This is a genomic window from Streptomyces sp. NPDC088766, assembly GCF_044750845.1.
Classification (GTDB): Bacteria; Actinomycetota; Actinomycetes; order Streptomycetales; family Streptomycetaceae; genus Streptomyces.
Window position 1 is genome coordinate 174,984 of sequence record NZ_JBIVKQ010000007.1, and the last position, 18,266, is coordinate 193,249.

General features: G+C 72.7%; 15 protein-coding genes. 11 read left to right on the forward strand and 4 right to left on the reverse strand.

Annotation, left to right across the window (positions count from 1 at the left end; genetic code table 11):
• The first annotated feature begins 52 nt into the window (after positions 1–52).
• From iolB to ACIP5W_RS12610, 7 genes are all read left to right on the forward strand, one after another.
• A complete protein-coding gene (gene iolB / locus ACIP5W_RS12580) occupies positions 53–874 on the forward strand; it encodes a 5-deoxy-glucuronate isomerase (protein WP_401470883.1) in 822 nt (273 codons plus the stop codon).
• Positions 871–2,748 (forward strand): 3D-(3,5/4)-trihydroxycyclohexane-1,2-dione acylhydrolase (decyclizing), encoded by a 1,878-nt coding sequence (iolD, locus tag ACIP5W_RS12585; protein WP_401470886.1) that lies wholly within the window; start codon positions 871–873, stop codon positions 2,746–2,748. Before iolB ends, iolD begins: the two co-directional genes overlap by 4 nt.
• A gap of 14 nt (positions 2,749–2,762) precedes the next feature.
• Entirely contained in the window at positions 2,763–4,265 is a 1,503-nt protein-coding gene (gene mmsA / locus ACIP5W_RS12590) for a CoA-acylating methylmalonate-semialdehyde dehydrogenase (protein ID WP_401470889.1), read from the forward strand.
• A 382-nt stretch (positions 4,266–4,647) separates the two neighbouring features.
• Positions 4,648–6,060: an APC family permease gene (locus tag ACIP5W_RS12595; RefSeq protein WP_401470892.1), complete on the forward strand. Its 1,413-nt coding sequence runs from the start codon at positions 4,648–4,650 to the stop codon at positions 6,058–6,060.
• Between the two features lie 111 nt (positions 6,061–6,171).
• Entirely contained in the window at positions 6,172–8,802 is a 2,631-nt protein-coding gene (locus ACIP5W_RS12600; RefSeq protein WP_401470895.1) for a CocE/NonD family hydrolase, read from the forward strand.
• Positions 8,799–9,707 carry an ABC transporter permease gene (locus tag ACIP5W_RS12605; protein WP_401470898.1) on the forward strand — a complete coding sequence of 303 codons (909 nt, stop codon included), beginning with the start codon at positions 8,799–8,801 and terminating at the stop codon, positions 9,705–9,707. Before ACIP5W_RS12600 ends, ACIP5W_RS12605 begins: the two co-directional genes overlap by 4 nt.
• A 147-nt stretch (positions 9,708–9,854) precedes the next feature.
• Positions 9,855–11,354, forward strand: a complete 1,500-nt coding sequence (locus tag ACIP5W_RS12610) for a von Willebrand factor type A domain-containing protein (RefSeq protein ID WP_401470901.1) — start codon at positions 9,855–9,857, stop codon at positions 11,352–11,354.
• A gap of 109 nt (positions 11,355–11,463) precedes the next feature.
• Here ACIP5W_RS12610 and ACIP5W_RS12615 read toward each other — a convergent pair whose 3' ends face one another.
• Both ACIP5W_RS12615 and ACIP5W_RS12620 read right to left on the reverse strand, forming a co-directional pair.
• On the reverse strand, positions 11,464–11,871 hold the full coding sequence (locus tag ACIP5W_RS12615; RefSeq protein WP_401470904.1) for a rodlin: 408 nt from the start codon (positions 11,869–11,871) through the stop codon (positions 11,464–11,466).
• A 319-nt stretch (positions 11,872–12,190) separates the two neighbouring features.
• A complete protein-coding gene (locus tag ACIP5W_RS12620) occupies positions 12,191–12,601 on the reverse strand; it encodes a rodlin (RefSeq protein WP_401470907.1) in 411 nt (136 codons plus the stop codon).
• Positions 12,602–12,863: 262 nt separating this feature from the next.
• On the opposite strand from ACIP5W_RS12620, the gene ACIP5W_RS12625 reads away from it, so the two are divergent.
• The 3 genes from ACIP5W_RS12625 (at position 12,864) to ACIP5W_RS12635 (ending at position 14,974) form a co-directional block, all read left to right on the forward strand.
• A complete protein-coding gene (locus ACIP5W_RS12625) occupies positions 12,864–13,277 on the forward strand; it encodes a rodlin (protein WP_401470910.1) in 414 nt (137 codons plus the stop codon).
• A 304-nt stretch (positions 13,278–13,581) separates the two neighbouring features.
• The gene (locus tag ACIP5W_RS12630; RefSeq protein ID WP_401470913.1) at positions 13,582–13,812 is read left to right on the forward strand and encodes a chaplin; all 231 of its coding nucleotides are present in this window, start codon (positions 13,582–13,584) and stop codon (positions 13,810–13,812) included.
• A 103-nt stretch (positions 13,813–13,915) separates the two neighbouring features.
• Positions 13,916–14,974 (forward strand): chaplin, encoded by a 1,059-nt coding sequence (locus tag ACIP5W_RS12635; RefSeq protein WP_401470916.1) that lies wholly within the window; start codon positions 13,916–13,918, stop codon positions 14,972–14,974.
• 50 nt (positions 14,975–15,024) lie between these two features.
• Here the strand turns inward: ACIP5W_RS12635 and ACIP5W_RS12640 are convergent, their stop codons facing one another.
• Together ACIP5W_RS12640 and ACIP5W_RS12645 are read right to left on the reverse strand one after the other, a co-directional pair.
• On the reverse strand, positions 15,025–15,360 hold the full coding sequence (locus ACIP5W_RS12640) for a hypothetical protein (RefSeq protein WP_401470919.1): 336 nt from the start codon (positions 15,358–15,360) through the stop codon (positions 15,025–15,027).
• Complete coding sequence (locus ACIP5W_RS12645) at positions 15,360–16,709, reverse strand: ATP-grasp domain-containing protein (protein ID WP_401470922.1); 1,350 nt, start codon at positions 16,707–16,709, stop codon at positions 15,360–15,362. Before ACIP5W_RS12645 ends, ACIP5W_RS12640 begins: the two co-directional genes overlap by 1 nt.
• Positions 16,710–16,869: 160 nt before the next feature.
• On the opposite strand from ACIP5W_RS12645, the gene ACIP5W_RS12650 reads away from it, so the two are divergent.
• Positions 16,870–18,261, forward strand: coding sequence for a glycosyl hydrolase (locus ACIP5W_RS12650; protein ID WP_401470925.1), 1,392 nt, complete (start codon positions 16,870–16,872; stop codon positions 18,259–18,261).
• The last annotated feature ends 5 nt before the right edge of the window (positions 18,262–18,266 follow it).

Consider the following 18,266-nt stretch of genomic DNA (forward strand, 5'->3'; position numbering starts at 1 on the left):
GGAACACGAGGACGGCGAGGAGTGTGAGGGGCGCGTGAACAGTGAGGGCCGTATGAACGACGGGTTGTACATTCCGCACGGCAGCACCGCCGACCCGCGGCACGTGCTCGACATCGGCCCCGAGCGGGCCGGCTGGACGCACAGCAGTCTGCGGATCGTCGAGCTGCCGCCGGGCGGCACCCACGACTTCACCACCGGCGACAGCGAGTGGATCGTGCTTCCGCTGGACGGCGGATGTACCGTGCGCACAGCCGACGAAGAGTTCCAACTCCTGGGCAGGGAAAGCGTGTTCGCGTCGGTCACCGACTTCGCGTACGTTCCCCGCGACGCCCGGGTCCAGATCGCCTCCGGCGCGGGAGGCCGCTTCGCCCTGGCAGGAGCGAAGTGCGAGCGCCAACTCCCCGCCCGCTACGGCCCCGCGCCGGAGGTCCCCGTCGAGGAGCGCGGCAGCGGCAACTGCGCCCGCCTGGTGCGCAACTTCGCCTCCGCCGACGCCTTCGACTGCGACCGGCTGATCGCCGTCGAGGTCGTCACCCCCGGCGGCAACTGGTCCTCGTACCCGCCGCACAAGCACGACGAGCACCGGCCGGGCGAGGAGTCGGAGCTGGAGGAGATCTACTACTTCGAGATCGACGGCCCCGACGGCTTCGGCTACCAGCGGGTGTCCCCCTCGCGCGAGGGCGGCTCCGACGTCCTCGCCGAGGTCCGCTCCGGCGACGCCGTCCTGGTGCCCGACGGCTGGCACGGCCCGTCGATCGCCCAGCCCGGCCACGCCATGTACTACCTCAACGTCATGGCCGGACCCGGCGAGACCCGCGAGTGGCGGATCTGCTTCCACCCGGCCCACACCGCGACCACAGGGGGTTACCGATGACCACCAGGCTCACCGTGGCCCAGGCACTGGTGCGCTTCCTCGCCGCCCAGTACACCGAGCGCGACGGCGTACGGCGGCGGCTGATCGGCGCGACCTGGGGCATCTTCGGCCACGGGAACGTCGCCGGTCTCGGCCAGGCGCTCGTCGAGTACGCCGACGAGATGCCCTACCACCAGGGCCGCAACGAGCAGTCCATGGTGCACGCGGCGGTCGGCTACGCCCGCCAGTCCAACCGCCTCTCCACGCACGCGGTGACCACCTCCATCGGCCCCGGCGCGACCAACCTGGTCACCGGAGCCGCCCTGGCGACCATCAACCACCTCCCCGTCCTCCTCCTCCCCGGCGACACCTTCGCGACCCGCGTCGCCGACCCCGTCCTCCAGCAGCTCGAGGTCCCCTACGCGGGCGACGTGTCGGTCAACGACGCGCTGCGCCCGGTGTCGAGGTACTTCGACCGCGTCACCCGCCCCGAGGCCCTGATCCCGGCCGCCCTCCAGGCGATGCGGGTGCTGACGGACCCGGTGGAGACGGGCGCGGTCACCCTCGCGCTGCCCCAGGACGTCCAGGCCGAGGCCCACGACTGGCCCGACGAGTTCTTCGCCGAACGCGTCTGGGCCGTACGGCGTCCGGGCGCCGACCCCGGCGAACTCGCCGAGGCGGTCACCACGATCCGCGCGGCGAAGCGGCCCCTGATCGTCGCGGGCGGCGGCGTCCACCACAGCCGCGCCGAGGAGGCCCTCGCCGAGTTCGCCGCCGCCACCGGCATCCCGGTCGCCTCCACCCAGGCCGGCAAGGGCTCGCTGCGCCACGACCACCCCCAGGACGTCGGCGGCGTCGGCCACACCGGCACCGCGACGGCGGACGAACTGGCCCGCACCGCCGACCTGGTGATCGGCGTCGGCACCCGCTGGACCGACTTCACCACGGCCTCGAGCACCCTCTTCGGCCACCCCGGCGTCCGCTTCCTCAACCTGAACATCGCGCCCTACGACGGCCACAAGCTGGCCGGGCTGCCGCTCGTCGCGGACGCCCGCAGCGGTCTCCAGGAGCTGACCGAGGCCCTCGGCATGCACGGCCACCGCGTCGCGGACGCGTACGCCGCCGAGTACGGCGAGGACAAGGAGCGCTGGGAGCAGCGCGTCGACGCCTGCTACGAGGCCGAGGAGCCCGACGTACGCCCGACGCAGCCGCAGGTGCTCGGCGCGCTGGACGCGATCGTCGACGAGTCGGACGTGATCATCAACGCGGCCGGCTCGCTCCCCGGCGACCTGCACAAGCTGTGGCGGACCCGCTCCCGCGACCAGTACCACCTGGAGTACGGCTACTCCTGCATGGGTTACGAGATCCCTGCCGCGATCGGCGTGAAGCTCGCCGCGCCCGACCGGCCGGTGTGGGCGCTGGTCGGCGACGGCACCTACCTGATGATGCCGACGGAGATCGTCACGGCCGTCCAGGAGGGGATCGCGATCAAGATCCTGCTCGTGCAGAACCACGGCTACGCCTCCATCGGCGGTCTGTCGGAGGAGACCGGCGGTGAGCGCTACGGCACCGCCTACCGCTACCGGGCCGACGACGGGACGTTCACCGGCGCCCCGCTCCCCGTCGACCTCGCCGCCAACGTGGCCAGCCTCGGCATGCGCGTCCTGCGCGCGAAGACCGTCCACGACCTGCGCGAGGCCCTCGCCGAGGCGCGCGCCGCCGACACTCCCACTTGTGTCTACGTCGAGACCCGAACGGCAGACACAGTGTCGGGCGCGCCTCCGGCGCAGGCCTGGTGGGATGTACCCGTGGCCGAGACCGCGACCCGAGCGTCCGCGGTGAAGGCCCGTGAGCTGTACGAACGGCACGTCTCGACCCGACGCCGCCATCTGTGAAGGAGTACTCGGTCATGACGAAGATCGTCAACCACTGGATCGGCGGCAAGTCCGTCGAAGGCGCGTCGGGTACGTACGGGCCGGTCACCGACCCGGCGACCGGCGCGGTCACCACCAAGGTCGCGTTCGCGACCGTCGACGAGGTCGACGCCGCCGTGGCCGCCGCCAAGGACGCCTACGCCACCTGGGGCCAGTCCTCGCTGGCCAGGCGGACGGAGATCCTCTTCCGCTTCCGCGCCCTGCTCGACGCCAACCGCGACGCGATCGCCGAGCTGATCACCGCCGAGCACGGCAAGGTGCACTCCGACGCGCTCGGCGAGGTCGCCCGCGGTCTGGAGATCGTCGACCTGGCCTGCGGCATCAGCGTCCAGCTGAAGGGCGAGCTGTCCACGCAGGTCGCCAGCCGCGTGGACGTGTCGTCGATCCGGCAGCCGCTGGGCGTCGTCGCCGGCATCACGCCGTTCAACTTCCCGGCCATGGTGCCGATGTGGATGTTCCCGATCGCCATCGCGTGCGGCAACACCTTCGTGCTGAAGCCGAGCGAGAAGGACCCGTCGGCGTCCCTGAAGCTCGCCGAGCTGCTCGCGGAGGCCGGCCTGCCGGACGGCGTCTTCAACGTCGTCCACGGTGACAAGGTCGCCGTGGACCGGCTCCTGGAGCACCCGGACGTCAAGGCCGTCTCCTTCGTCGGCTCGACCCCGATCGCCCGCTACATCCACACCACGGCCTCGGCCAACCACAAGCGCGTCCAGGCCCTGGGCGGCGCCAAGAACCACATGCTGGTCCTCCCGGACGCCGACCTGGACGCGGCGGCGGACGCGGCGGTCAGCGCGGCCTACGGCTCGGCCGGCGAGCGCTGCATGGCCATCTCGGCCGTGGTCGCGGTCGGCGCGGTCGGCGACGAGCTGGTGGCGAAGATCCGCGAGCGTGCCGAGAAGATCAAGATCGGTCCCGGCAACGACCCGGCCTCCGAGATGGGCCCGCTCATCACCAAGGCCCACCGCGACAAGGTGGCGTCGTACGTCGAGGGCGCGGCCGCCGAGGGGGCCGAGGTCGTCCTGGACGGCACCGGCCACACCGTCGAGGGCTTCGAGGACGGCCACTGGATCGGCATCTCGCTGCTCGACAAGGTGCCGACCACCGCGAAGGCCTACCAGGACGAGATCTTCGGCCCCGTCCTGTGCGTCCTGCGCGTGGACACCTACGACGAGGGCGTGGCGCTGATCAACGCGTCGCCCTTCGGCAACGGCACCGCGATCTTCACCCGCGACGGCGGCGCCGCCCGCCGCTTCCAGCTGGAGATCGAGGCCGGCATGGTCGGCGTGAACGTCCCGATCCCGGTCCCCGTCGGCTACCACAGCTTCGGCGGCTGGAAGGACTCCCTCTTCGGCGACCACCACATCTACGGCAACGACGGCACGCACTTCTACACCCGCGGCAAGGTCGTCACCACCCGCTGGCCGGACCCGGCCGACGCCCCGGCCGGCGTCGACCTGGGCTTCCCGCGCAACCACTGACAGGGTCCAGCGGTACGGTGCCCCGCCTCCCCCCTCGGGGAGGCGGGGCACCGTCGTGTCGCCGGGCGACGGCGCCGGCCTCCCGGAGACCGCGGGGCGCCCCCGTCGGCACGTCCGGATAGCGGACGGCAGCACGTTTTTTCGCCACCTCCCCTACGGTTCCCGTACGGCCCACCACCCCTTCGGGGCCTGCCCGTCAATGCGGAATACCTCCACCAACTCGCTTGCGATCAACGGATTCCGTAGATGAACACCTATTGACGCAGCGGTTTTCGTCGGGGTTCCATGCAGCGCCGGGAGCGGCCACAACGAGTACCACCCCAGCCGCCGGAGGCGATAGCGCTCCCGACCGAACCTCGCCGCACCAGTCGATCGGAACTCCATGACCGACACGCTCCGCCCCGCCCAGGCCGCCGCCGACGGAACCGCCGTCCCCGACGCCCAGGACGGTCCCCAGAAGCTCAAGCGTTCCATCGGAGTGGTCGGCGGCACCCTGCTGACCCTGTCCTGCGTGACCCCCGCGTCCACCCTGTTCGTCGTCGTGCCCGACCTGTTCGGCTCGCTCGGCACCGCGACCGCCCTCACGATCGCGATCGGCTCCCTCCTCTGTATCGCGGTGGCGTTCTGTTACTCGGAACTGGGCACGCTCATCCCCAGCGCGGGCGGCGAGTACGCGATGGTCTCCACCATGGCCGGGCGGCTGGCGGGCTGGCTGGTGTTCGTCCTCTCCCTCCTGGTCGTGATGATCGTCCCGCCGGTGATCGCCATGGGCACGGCCGACTACCTGGCCCCCGTCGTCCACCTCGACCCCTCGCTGGCCGGCGCCGCCGTGATGCTGCTCGCCACCCTCGCGGGCCTGCTCGACCTGCGCGCCAACGCCTGGATCACCGGCGTCTTCCTGGTCCTCGAGGTCATCGCGGCGGCCGTGGTCGCGGTGCTGGGCTTCGCGCACGGCGAGCGCGGCGCGGGCAGCCTGGTCTCCCTGGAGGTCGCGGGCGCGGACGGCCACGCCGACACCGTGACGGCCATGCTGATCGTCTCCGGCCTCGCCATCGCCCTCTTCGTCACCCAGGGCTTCTCCACCGCCGTCTACCTGTCCGAGGAACTGGAGAACCCGCGCCGCAACGTCGCCCGCACGGTCCTGGCCACCCTCGCCATCTCCACCGTGATCATCCTGGTCCCGGTCGTCGGCATCACCCTCGGCGCCTCCGACCTCACCGAGCTGACCGGCGGCGACATCGGCGCCATGGTGACCGCCTGGTCCAACTCCGCCGTCGGCACCTTCGTCAGCCTCTGCGTGGCCCTCGCCATCGTGAACGCCGGCATCGTCATGGTCATCCAGAACTCCCGCGTCCTGTTCGCCTCCGCCCGCGACAAGGCCTGGCCGCAGCCGGTCAACACCCTCTTCGCCAAGCTCGGCCGCTTCGGCTCCCCGTGGGTGGCCACCCTCGCCGTCGGCGTCCCCGGCGCCCTGCTCTGCTTCGTCGACCTGGACACCCTGTACGGCGTCACCGGCGTCTCCGTGACCGGCATGTACCTGCTCGTCGCGGTCGCCGCACTGCTCTCCCGCCGCGGCCACCACCGCCACACGCACGCCTGGCGCATGCCCCTGTGGCCGGTCGTCCCGGCCCTCCTGATCGTGGTCCTCGCCTACATCCTGACCCAGCAGGAGACCGTCTACCTCCTGTGGACCGGCGGCATCACCGTCGCGGCCAGCCTCTACTGGGCGTTCTACCTCCGGCCCCGTCCCGACACCCGCTGGCTGGTGTCGGTCCCGGACGACGCGCGGGACTGACCCGTACCGCGCCTGGTGTACGCCGGCACCCCGCCGTACACCCACGGGAGGTCGCGGAGTTCGGTCTCCGGTCGACAACTCCCCGACAGTTTCACCCCGTACCGTTGACGCATGGATCTTCGACTGCGCGGACTGCGGCGGCCGCGGCGGATCATCGCCGCCGCGGCCGCCGTCGCCGTGCTCGCCGCCGGCGGCACCTGGACGGCCGTGGCCTCGGACGACGCGCCCCCCGTGCACCGCGCCGACCAGGTCATGGCCGTGAACGGCGTGCGCCTGGACACCTCCTGGTTCACCTCCGGCGGCTCCGGCCGCCGCCCCGCCGTCCTGCTCGGACACGGCTTCGGCGGCAGCAAGGAGGACGTCCGCGAGCAGGCGGAGGACCTGGCCGCCGACGGCTACGCGGTACTGACCTGGTCCGCACGCGGCTTCGGCCGATCCACCGGGAAGATCGGACTGAACGACCCCGAGGGCGAGGTCGCCGACGTCTCCCGGCTGATCGACTGGGTGGCGAAGCAGCCCCAGGTCCGGCTCGACAAGGCCGGCGACCCGCGCGTGGGCCTGGCCGGCGCCTCCTACGGCGGCGCGATCGCCCTGCTGGCCGCCGGGCACGACGACCGCGTCGACGCCATCGCCCCCGCGATCACCTACTGGAACCTCGCCGACGCCCTGTTCCCCGACGGCGTGTTCAAGAAGCTGTGGACCGGCGTCTTCTTCAACAGCGGCGGCGGCTGCGCCAAGTTCGAGCCCGCGCTGTGCGCGATGTACGAGCGGGTCGCCGAGTCCGGCACCCCCGACGCCGCCGCCCGCGCACTCCTCGAGGAGCGCTCCCCGTCCGCCGTCGGCGACCGCGTCAAGGCACCCACCCTGCTGCTCCAGGGACAGACCGACTCCCTCTTCACCCTCGCCCAGTCCGACGCGGCCGCCAAGGCGATCCGCGCCAACGGCGCCCCCGTCGACGTCGACTGGATCGCGGGCGGCCACGACGGCGGCGACCCGGAGGCGAGCCGTGTCCAGGCCCGCGTCACCTCCTGGTTCGACCGCTACCTCAAGGGCGACGAGGGCACCGACACCGGCCCCGCCTTCCGGATCACCCGCACCGGAGGCGTCGACTCCACCGACGGCGCCGCCCTCCTGCGCGGCGCGAGCGACGACACCTACCCCGGCCTCACCGGCGGCGCCCGCCCGATCGCCCTCACCGGCCGCGAGCAGTCCTTCGCCAACCCGCCCGGCGCCAGCCCGCCCGCCGTCTCCGCCCTGCCGGGACTCGGCGGCGGCGGCCTCTCCCAGCTGTCCTCCCTCGGCGTCGGCGTCTCCCTCGACTTCCCCGGCCAGTTCGCCGCCTTCACCTCCGCCCCCCTCACCGCGGACCTGCGCGTCACCGGCTCCCCGACGGCCACCGTCCACGTCAGATCGACCAGCGAGGACGCCGTCCTGTTCGGCAAGGTCTACGACGTCGGCCCGGACGGCCGCGGGCAGGTGCTGCCCTCCCAGCTGGTCGCCCCGATCCGCGTCGAGGGCGCCAAGGCCGGCAAGGACGTGACGCTCACCCTCCCGGCCATCGACCACGAGGTCGACAAGGGCCACCGCCTGCGCCTGGTCCTGGCCTCCACCGACCTCGGTTACGCCTCTCCGGCCGCCCCGGCGACGTACACCGTCTCCCTGAGGGGCGACCTGAAGGTGCCCACCGCCGCCGGCGTGCGCACCGCGGCCGCCCCGCTGCCGTCCTGGGTGTGGTGGCTGCCCCTCGCGGGCGCGGGCCTCGCCCTGGCCCTGCTGGTCACGGGCCGCCGCCGCACCGCGACCCCGGCCCCCGACCCGGAGCTGGCCGACGTCCCGCTCCAGATCACCGACCTGAGCAAGAAGTACGCGGGCGGCGACCGCTACAGCGTCCGCGACCTCTCCTTCCGCGTCGAGAAGGGCCAGGTCCTCGGCCTGCTCGGCCCCAACGGCGCCGGCAAGACGACCACCCTGCGCATGCTGATGGGCCTCATCAAGCCGGACGGCGGCGAGATCCGCGTCTTCGGCCACGCCATCCGCCCCGGCGCCCCCGTCCTCTCCCGTGTCGGCGCCTTCGTCGAGGGCGCCGGCTTCCTCCCGCACCTGTCCGGCCGGCAGAACCTGGAGCTGTACTGGCAGGCCACCGGCCGTCCGGCCGAGGACGCCCACCTGGACGAGGCCCTGGAGATCGCCGGCCTCGGCGACGCCCTGGCCCGCGCCGTGCGCACCTACTCGCAGGGCATGCGCCAGCGCCTCGCCATCGCCCAGGCCATGCTCGGCCTGCCCGACCTGCTCATCCTCGACGAACCGACCAACGGTCTCGACCCGCCCCAGATCCGCGAGATGCGCGAGGTGATGATCCGGTACGCCGCCGCCGGCCGCACGGTGATCGTCTCCAGCCACCTGCTGGCTGAGGTCGAGCAGACCTGCACGCACCTCGTGGTCATGGACCGCGGCCGGCTCGTCCAGGCGGGCCCGGTCGGCGTGATCGTCGGCTCCGGCGACACCCTCCTCGTCGGCACCGCCCACCCCGTGGAGGAACCGGTCGCGGAGAAGGTGGCCGCGCTGCCCGGCGTCGCCTCTGCCGTCCGCACCGACGACGGACTCCTCGTCCGCCTCGACGCCGACGGCAGCCCCCAGCGCCTGGTCGCCGAACTGGTGCGGCTCGACGTGCCCGTCCGGTCGGTCGGCCCGCACCGCCGTCTGGAAGACGCCTTCCTCACCCTGATCGGAGGCTCCGCATGAGCACGACGACCGAGCCGGACCGGCACACCGGACCCACCGTGCCCGTCGCGACCGCCACCGCCACCGCCACCGCCTCCGGCTACCGCGCCGCGCGCACCCTGCCGCTGCGCGTCGAACTGGCCCGCCAGCTCAAGCGCCGCCGCACCCTGGTCATGGGCGCCGTCCTCGCCGCCCTGCCGTTCGTCCTGGCCGTCGCCTTCGCGATCGGCGGCGAACCCGGCCGGGGCGGCGACCGGGTCAACCTGATGGACACGGCCACCGCGTCCGGCGCCAACTTCGCCGCGGTCAACCTGTTCGTCTCCGCGGGCTTCCTGCTGGTCATCCCCGTGGCCCTGTTCTGCGGCGACACCGTGGCCTCGGAGGCCGGCTGGTCCTCCCTGCGCTACCTCCTCGCCGCCCCCGTCCCGCGCGCCCGCCTGCTGTGGTCCAAGCTCGTCGTCGGACTCGGCCTCAGCCTGGCCGCAATGGTCCTGCTGCCGCTGGTCGCCCTCGCCGTCGGCACCGCCGCCTACGGCTGGGGACCCCTGGCGATCCCCACCGGCGGCGCCCTCGACGCGGGTACCGCCGCCCAGCGGCTCGTGGTGATCGTCGGATACGTCTTCGTGTCCCAGCTGGTCACCGCCGGGCTCGCGTTCTGGCTGTCGACGAGGACCGACGCCCCGCTCGGCGCGGTCGGCGGCGCGGTCGGCCTGACCATCGTCGGCAACGTCCTCGACGCCGTCACCGCCCTCGGCGACTGGCGCGACTTCCTGCCCGCGCACTGGCAGTTCGCGTGGGCCGACGCCATCCAGCCCACCCCCGAGTACGCGGGCATGATCCAGGGCACCGTCGTCTCGGTCACGTACGCGCTCGTCCTGTTCGCCCTGGCCTTCCGCGGCTTCGCCCGCAAGGACATCGTCTCGTAGACATCCGGAAGATCACCCACCGGTCTCGACGGCTGCCCGTCGTGCCCTCTTCGAGACCCATCCGCAACACCCCGTGCCGCACGTTCGGGCCCCCGGTGCCGTCACCGTCATGTACGTCGACGTCAACGACCACAGGGGGCACCGCGCATGGAGACGACCCACCGCATCCGAGGACTGCTCGCCGGCACGGCCGCCGCACTGCTGCTGCTCACCGGCTGCGGCGCCGGCGGCCCGCACGGCAGCGCCGACGGCACCGAGCACGGCAAGGGCCTCCCCGCCCCCGCCGACGGCGACACCGCCCCGCGGGACCGGGAGCGGGAACCCGCCCGGGACCACCTCTCGACCTTCGCCCTGGACGTCGACACCGCCTCCTACGGCTACGCCCGCCGCGCCCTCGCCGACGGCGACCGCCCCGACCCGTCGACGATCCGCCCCGAGGAGTTCGTCAACAGCTTCCGCCAGGACTACGAACGCCCGGACGGCAACGGCTTCTCGGTCACCGTCGACGGCGCCCGCACCGGCGAGGACTGGTCCCTCCTGCGCGTCGGCCTCGCCACCCGCGCCACGACCGCCACCGGCGACCGTCCGCCCGCCGCCCTCACCTTCGTGATCGACGTCTCCGGCTCGATGGCCGAACCCGGACGCCTCGACCTCGCCAAGACCTCCCTCGGCACGATGACCGACCGGCTGCGCGACGACGACTCCGTCGCCCTCGTCACCTTCAGCGGCGAGGCCGAGACCGTGCTGCCGATGACCCGCCTCGGCGACCGCCGCGGCCGTGTCCACGACGCCGTCGACAGCCTGGAGCCGACCGACTCCACCAACCTCGGCGCCGGCGTCGAGACCGGCTACGCCACCGCCGTCGAGGGCCTGCGCGAGGGCGCCACCAACCGTGTCGTCCTCGTCTCCGACGCCCTCGCCAACACCGGTGACACCGACGCCGACACCATCCTGGAACGCGTCGCGGGCGCCCGCCGCGACCACGGCATCACCCTCTTCGGCGTCGGCGTCGGCAGCGACTACGGCGACGCCCTGATGGAACGCCTCGCCGACCGGGGCGACGGCCACACCACCTACGTCTCGGACGACGCCGACGCCGAGAAGGTCTTCTGCGAGGAACTCCCGCAGCATGTCGACCTGACCGCCCGCGACGCCAAGGCCCAGGTCGCCTTCGACCCGCACACGGTCGAGGAGTTCCGCCTCGTCGGCTACGACGACCGACGGGTCGCCGACGACGACTTCCGCGACGACGGCGTCGACGGCGGCGAGGTCGGCCCCGGCCACACGGTCACCGCGCTGTACGCCGTCCGCACCCGGCCCGGTGCCGAGGGCCACCTCGCCACGGCCACCGTCCGCTGGCTCGACCCCGCCACCCGCACCCCGCACGAGGCCTCGGGCCAGGTGGAGACCGGTGCCCTGCACCAGGACCTGCCGAGCGCCCCCGCCCGTTTCCAGGTCGCGGCCACCGCCGCCTACTTCGCCGACGCCCTGCGCGCCGGCGACGACCGCTTCGGCACCCTGCCCGGCGCCCCGTCCCTCACCGAACTCGGCAAGACGGCCCGCACCCTGGCGAAGCGGACCGAGGACCCGGAGGTCGGCCGCCTCGCCGACACGATCGACCTGGCCCGCCGGGACGTCGGCCGGTAGGACGCCGGCCGCGTCCGACGGCTTCGACGAGTCCCGCGAGCCGGACCGGCGGACGACGAAACGGCGGGCACCGGAAGAACCGGTGCCCGCCGCCCGCGGTAGGCCGGACTCAGCGGTTGCCCGCGCCGTTGCCCGACAGGGCCGAGATGTCGTCCAGGATGTGCGACAGCGGTTCGTCGCCCTTGGCCTGGGTGGAGTTCTCGACGCACTGCTGGTTCTGCGGGGCCGACAGGATCGGGATGTCCTGGACGGCGATCGGGACGAGGCCGACGAGCGAGCCCACGTTGGCCTTGACCGGCAGGCCGACACAGGGCTTGTTCAGCGAACCCTGGACCAGCGAGAGCTGCGGGCTCATGTCGCCGAACGTGGCCGAGTTGCCGAACTCCTGGCTGGCGCCGTTGCCGCTGGCGGAAGTGGTGCCGCTGTCGTCGCCGATGGCCAGGGCCTGCGGTGCGGACGCGATCGCGACGCCGGCCACGGAGGCGGCGACGGCCGCGGTTGCCCACAGCTTCTTCATGGTTGTTTCCCTTCGAAAAAAAGCGGACTCCGGGGGAGGAGGCGCATGATCATTAACGTTTTCCGGTGGTACGGGGTTGCGCGCTTTGCCCCGATTGGCGCAGTGCACCGCGGATCTGATCCGCGCGCCCATCGCCGGCAGGCGTACGCGCCCCGGGCACGGGTGTCACGGTGCCGAGGATGTCCGGTGGTCCCTTCGGCTCGGGCCGAGTGCCGTTCCCGCACGGGCCGAGCAGCGGGCCGCCGGTGATCCGGCGGCCCGTCGGCGGGGCGGAGAAAGCGCCCGGGTCGGAGAAGGGACCCGTTCACCTCGTCCGCACTCAGTTGTTCGCGGCGCCGTTGCCTGCGAGCACCGAGATGTCGTCCAGGATGTGCGACAGCGGCTCGTCGCCCTTGGCCTGGGTGCTGTTCTCGACGCACTGCTGGTTCTGCGGGGCCGACAGGATCGGGATGTCCTGGACGGCGATCGGGACGAGGCCGATGAGTGAACCGACGTTGGCCTTGGCCGGCAGGCCGATGCAGGGCTTGTTGAGGGAGCCCTGGATGAGCGCCATCTGGGGGCTCATGTTGCCGTAGGTGGCCGAGTTGCCGAACTCCTGGCGGGCGCCGTTGCCGCTGGCGGAGGTCGTACCGCTGTCGTTGCCGATCGCGAGGGCCGGGGCGGCTGCAGCAGCGGAGACGCCGACGACGGAGGCGGCGACCGCGGCCGTGGCGAGAACCTTCTTGATCACTTGCTAGTCCCTTCTGAGATACCCCGTGCTCCGGAGTGTTCTGATCAACTGCCTCGACCCCGTTTGGTTCCTCTCCTTCACTCCGATGGCCTATGGCCGGGCAGGCCGACTAACGGAAAAGAGTCGGGGTCCTCTCCGGGCCGCGTCATGCGTCGGTGAAACCGATCGGGTGACGAGCCGCAACCAAAATCGGCGCACCGGGTTGAGTGGGGGCAGGCAGATCGTCCTGGCCGGGAGCCAGGGCAGGGAAAGGAAAAGCGAAATGCTGAAGAAGGCAATGGCCGCGGCGGCGGTCGCCGTTTCCGTCGTCGGTGTCTCGGCGGCGGCCGCCCCCCAGGCGCTTGCCATCGGGGACGACAGCGGTACCACCTCCGCCAGCGGCAACGGCGCGCGCGAGGCGTTCGGCAACTCGGTGACCAAGGGCGACATGAGCCCGCAGGCCACGCTGGTCCAGGGCTCCGTCAACAAGCTGTGCGCGGGCGTCCCGGTCAAGGCGAACGTGGGGCCGCTGCTGGGGGTCCTGGTGCCGGTCGCCGTCCAGGACGTCCCGGTCCTGTCGGCCCCGCAGAACCAGCAGTGCGCCGAGAACTCCACCCAGGCCAAGGGCGACGAGCCGCTGTCGCACATCCTGGACGACATCTCGGCCCTGTCGGGCAACGGCGTGGGCAACGACTGACGGTCCGCCGCACTCTCGTCCGCCGGACGGCCCGAGCGTTTCGCGCGGGCCGTCCGGCGTCCTTTTGGCCGCGTCCCGTCATTCCTCCCTACCCTCGCTCCGGGAGGCGATTCCTCCCACTGGTCCCAACGGGTTGTTCTTACGAGGGCGTTCGAGTGAATTGACCGGCGCCACGCGTTCGTCGGTTTCCTCCGGCGGCTATCTCTCGTTTGCAACCTTGCAGGTCATGGTGCGAGCCGTTCCGGCTGTGCTCGCTCGGTTCTTCCGACCGTCATCGAGGCATGACCGCAGAGAAGGGAAAGTCATGAAGAAGAGCGCTGCTGTCGTCGCGGGTCTGGTCCTGGCCCTGGGTGGGGCCGCTGCTCCGGCCTTTGCCGACTCCGGTGCCAACGGAGCTGCCGTCGGTTCCCCGGGTGTCCTCTCGGGCAACGTGGTGCAGGTTCCGATCCACATTCCCGTCAACGTGTGCGGCAACACGATCAACGTCCTCGCGCTGCTGAACCCGTCGGCCGGCAACGTCTGCGTCAACGACTGACGACGCCGTCACACCAGCCGCACGGCTGGGTCAAGGCCGGCCTTGGACAACCGCTCCACGTTCAGGGCCGGCTTTCCCACTTCTTCGAAGAAGGACCACGAGATTGCGACAGACCCTGAGCAGGGGAATGGTCGCGGCCGCCGCTGCGACGAGCATCCTGTCCCTGTACGCCGGTTCCGCCCTCGCCGACTCACACACGGACGGCGCGGCCGGGAACGCGCCCGGAGCCGTGTCGGGCAACGGAGCCGCGGCTCCGCCGACCGTCCCGGCGAACGCCTGCGGCGACTCGGCCGACATCGCCGCCGCCCTGAATCCCGTCTTCGCCGACTCCTGTGCGAACACCTCCGGCACGCACGGGCAGGACCACTCCCACGAGGCACCGCCGCACGGCGAGGAGGAGCCCGGCCACGACGGCTCCGACTCCGGCTCCGGTGGTGGTGAGCGCGCCCACGGTGACTCCCCGTCCGGTGAGGACGAGTCCGGTTACGGCGACTCCCCGTCCGGTAAGGACGAGTCTGGTTACGGTGACTCCCCGTCCGGTGAGGACGAGTCCGGTTACGGCGACTCCCCGTCCGGCAAGGACGAGTCTGGTTACGGCGACTCCGGCTCCGGTGGTGGCGAGCGCGGCCAGGGTGACTCCCCGTCCGGCATGGACGAGTCCGGTTACGGCGACCCCCAGTCCGGCGAGGAAAAGTCCGGTTACGGCGACCCCCAGTCCGGCAAGGACAAGCCCGGTCACGGGGACTCCCAGTCCGGCAAGGACGAGTCCGGTTACGGCGACTCCGATTCCGGTGGTGGCGAGCCCGGCTACGGCGACAGCCCCGAGGAGGACTGCGGCGGTTACGGTGACACATGCGGCGGTGAGACGACCCCGCCCCCCGGCGGTGAGACGACTCCTCCGCCCGGTGGTCACACGTCTCCGCCTCCGGGCGGGCACACGACCCCGCCCCCCGGTGGCCACACCCCGCCCCCGCCCGGCGGTCACTCCACCCCGCCTCCGCATCACGGTGAGCACCCGTCCCCGCCTCCGCCCGGCGGGAACCGGCCGGAGCTGCCGCAGACCGGCAGCGGGGCGCTGCTCGCCGCCTCGGGGGTCAGCGCCGCGCTGATCACCGCGGGCGCCCTGCTGTACCGACGAGGCCGCGCCGCCTTCCGTCGCTGACGGCGACGAGCGCCGGACGCCTCGCACGCGCCCGGTGCTCGTGCCGGTCCTCAGAGCCGCAGGACGTCCGGCGCGCCCTGTCGTGTCAGCCCGCCGGGCGCCGGAACCGCGCCGCTGCCCGGCACTCCGCCCCGCAGCGGGCGGCGCACCCCGCGCACGAGGCTCCCCGCCGTGAAGGGAGCGACCGCGCGGGCCACGAAGACCTGCCCGCACCGGGCGAACACCGACGCCCACGACTCGGACTTCGGGTACCTGCCGGCGGGCACGGGGGCGCGCCAGGAGGCCGTCGGCCGGCCGAAGACCCGCGGGCCGAGCACGGTGGCCGCGGCAGGGGACGCGACCGACAGGCCGTACGGGCCGGCCCCCACCACCAGCGGGTCGTGCATCAGCGGCTGCCCGCTCTCTCGTCGTCGGCCGGGTCGGCCGCGGTCGGAACGGCCGGAACGGCCGACGCGTGGGGTGCGTGCGGTACCTCGGGCAATCCGGTCAGGGACGACGGGGGCGGCGGGCCCTGGCGGACCACGCGGGGCCGGACGCCGGTCGCGCCCGCCGCGCCGATCCGGCGCAGCCGGCCCGGCAGCCGGCGGGTCGCATGGGCGGTCCACAGGCCCCACATGGCCCGGCCGGGAGCGGGGTCGTCCCCGGCGTGCCAGGCGAGTTCGCGACCGCCGGGCGCGGCCCGGCGCAGGGCGGTCAGCGGCGCGTAGTTCTCCACGACGAAGGTCCGCCCGGGGAGCGCCCGGCCGTCCGGCAGCGGACGGTGGGTCAGGTCGAGGTGCTGGGCGCGCACGACGTCGAGACCCGCGGTGTCGGTGAAGAGGCGGAACTGCGCGCCGGGGCGCGGGTTGAAGTCGAGCAGGTGGTAGCGGCCGGTGGTGCCGCAGCGGCGGAAGTCGAGGTCGAGGATGCCGCGGTAGCCGAGCTGCGCGGTGAGGCGTTCGGCGAGGGCCGGCAGTTCCGGGTTCGGGACCCATTGGCCGACCGCCGTCAGTCCCGCGCCGCGCGGCCGGGCGCGCAGCTTGCGGCCGGGGCCGCCGCCGCGCAGCGTGCCCGCACGGTCGGCGTACCCGTGGAAGAACCAGTCGCGGTCGGTGCCCGGCGGAAGGAACTCCTGGAGCAGCAGCCGGCTGCCGGCCTCCTCGCTGCGCACGTACAACTCGCGGGCCTCCTGCGGGGAGCGCACCACGGCCGTGCTGCGCAGTCCGGACCCGGCCGGCAGCAGCCAGGGCCGGCTCCACTTCGCCATCACCGGCAGGCCGAGCCGCCAGGCGGCGGACGCGGCCTGCGACGCGCTGTCCGGGACGACGGTGACCGGGTGCGGGATGTCCGCCGCCGCGCACAGCGCGGCCAGTTCGGCCTTGTCGGCGACGCGTTCGGGCAGCGCGGCGGGCTGCTGCGGCAGCAGGTAGGCGGGCGCCAGTTCCGCGCGCAGGCGGCTCACCGCCACGGCGCCCGCGTCGTCCATCGGGATCAGGACGGCCGGCCGCGCGACGCGTGCGGCGACCCGGAGCAGCGCGCCGGCGATGTCGGCGAGGGCGGCGCCGGGCGGTGGCGGGGGATGCAGCCGGCCGACGAACCGGGATCTGCGGACGGGACTTCCGGTGACCTCGGCGACCAGATGGACGTCGATCCCGGCTCTGCCGAGCGAGCGCACGGCACCCAGGGTTCCGTGGTGAAAGGGATTCCGGTCGATGCGCAGGAGTACGGCGGGGACGCGGGTGTCGAGCTGCGACACGTCTTCTTCCTTCGGTTGTTTCACCGGTGCGGGCCATCGGGACACTCGAAAGCCGTAACGCCGGTGGCGTGGTTCCTTTTCCTGTGACTTTCATATGACTGCGTGTCAGTCATGCGCTTGCGCATCGGGTGACAGCACGAGAGCGGCGAAAGGAGCAGGCATGACCCCACAGCAGCGACGCGCCCGGTCCCGGCGGCTGGGCGTCGTCGCGGCGGCGGTCGCGGCGTCGGCGGTGCTGGCGTCCGGTCCCGGATTCGCCGCGGGCGTGGGGGTGGCGCGGGTCGCCGGTCCTCCCGTTCCCACGCCGGGCGTCCTCGTCCCCGCCGGACCGGAGACCCCCGCCGGACCGGAGACCTCCGCCGGACCGGCACCGGCCAAGACTCCCGCGGGCATCCCGGCACCGACCGCGAGCCCGAGCGTGACGGCGACTCCGGCTCCGGTCCCCTCTCCGACCGCGACCGGTACTCCGGCGCCGACCGCCAGGTCCGGCCCCGCCTTCGGCGCCTACCTCGACTACGGTCCGCTGGGCGTTGCCCGGATGGCCCAGCTCAGCGGCTGGCTGGGCGGCGCCGAGCTGCGCGTCGGCCACACCTACCTGCCCGGCGACCGGTGGAGCAACATCGAGGGCCGGCCCGGCTTCCTCGACGTGTGGGCCCACTGGCGGGCCGAGAAGGACGACAGGATGCTCGTCCTGAACGTCCCCATGCTGGAGCGCAACGAGGAGGGCGTCTCCGACGCCGAGGTGCGACGGCTGCTGCGGCAGGGCGCGGCGGGCCGGTTCGACCACCACTTCCGCGCTCTGGCCGAGCGGCTGGTGAAGGCGAACGTGCCGGACACGGTGATCGTGCTCGGCTGGGAGATGAACGGCATCACGTACACCCATCGCTGCGGGCCGGACCCGCAGGCCTGGAAGACGTACTGGAAGCGGATCGTCACCGCCATGCGGGCCGTGCCGGGCCAGAGATTCACGTTCGACTTCACGCCGAGCCGTGGCCGGGACGCCGTTCCCTGGACCGAGTGCTATCCGGGGGACGACACCGTCGACATCATCGGAATGGACTCCTACGACCAGCCGGCCGGGATCTCCTTCGACGAGCAGGTGACCGAGCCCTACGGGCTCCAGGAACACGTGGACTTCGCCAGAAGCCACGGCAAGCCCATCTCCTATCCGGAATGGGGTCTCTTCCGCAACGGTGACAACGCCGAGTACATGCGGCGCATGCTCGCCTGGATGGACGAGCACAAACCGCTGTACAACACGGTGACCGACTACTGCCCGCACGGCGTGTGGCAGTGCTCGAAGAACCCCGAGGCGTCGGAGGTCTACCGCACGGTCCTCTCCGGCCGCACCGACGAACCGGCGACCGAACCGACGGCCACGGCCACGGCCCCGGCCGCACCGGCGACACCCGTGCCCTCGACCGGGCCCACGACCGGGCCGGCCCCGCAGCCCACGGTGGACTGCTCGCCGCTGGACCTCGGCGACTGGGCCGAGTACTGGATGGGCGGCAAGCTGTGCGTGCGCATGGACTGGTGGCTGCGCAGCTCCTGAACCGT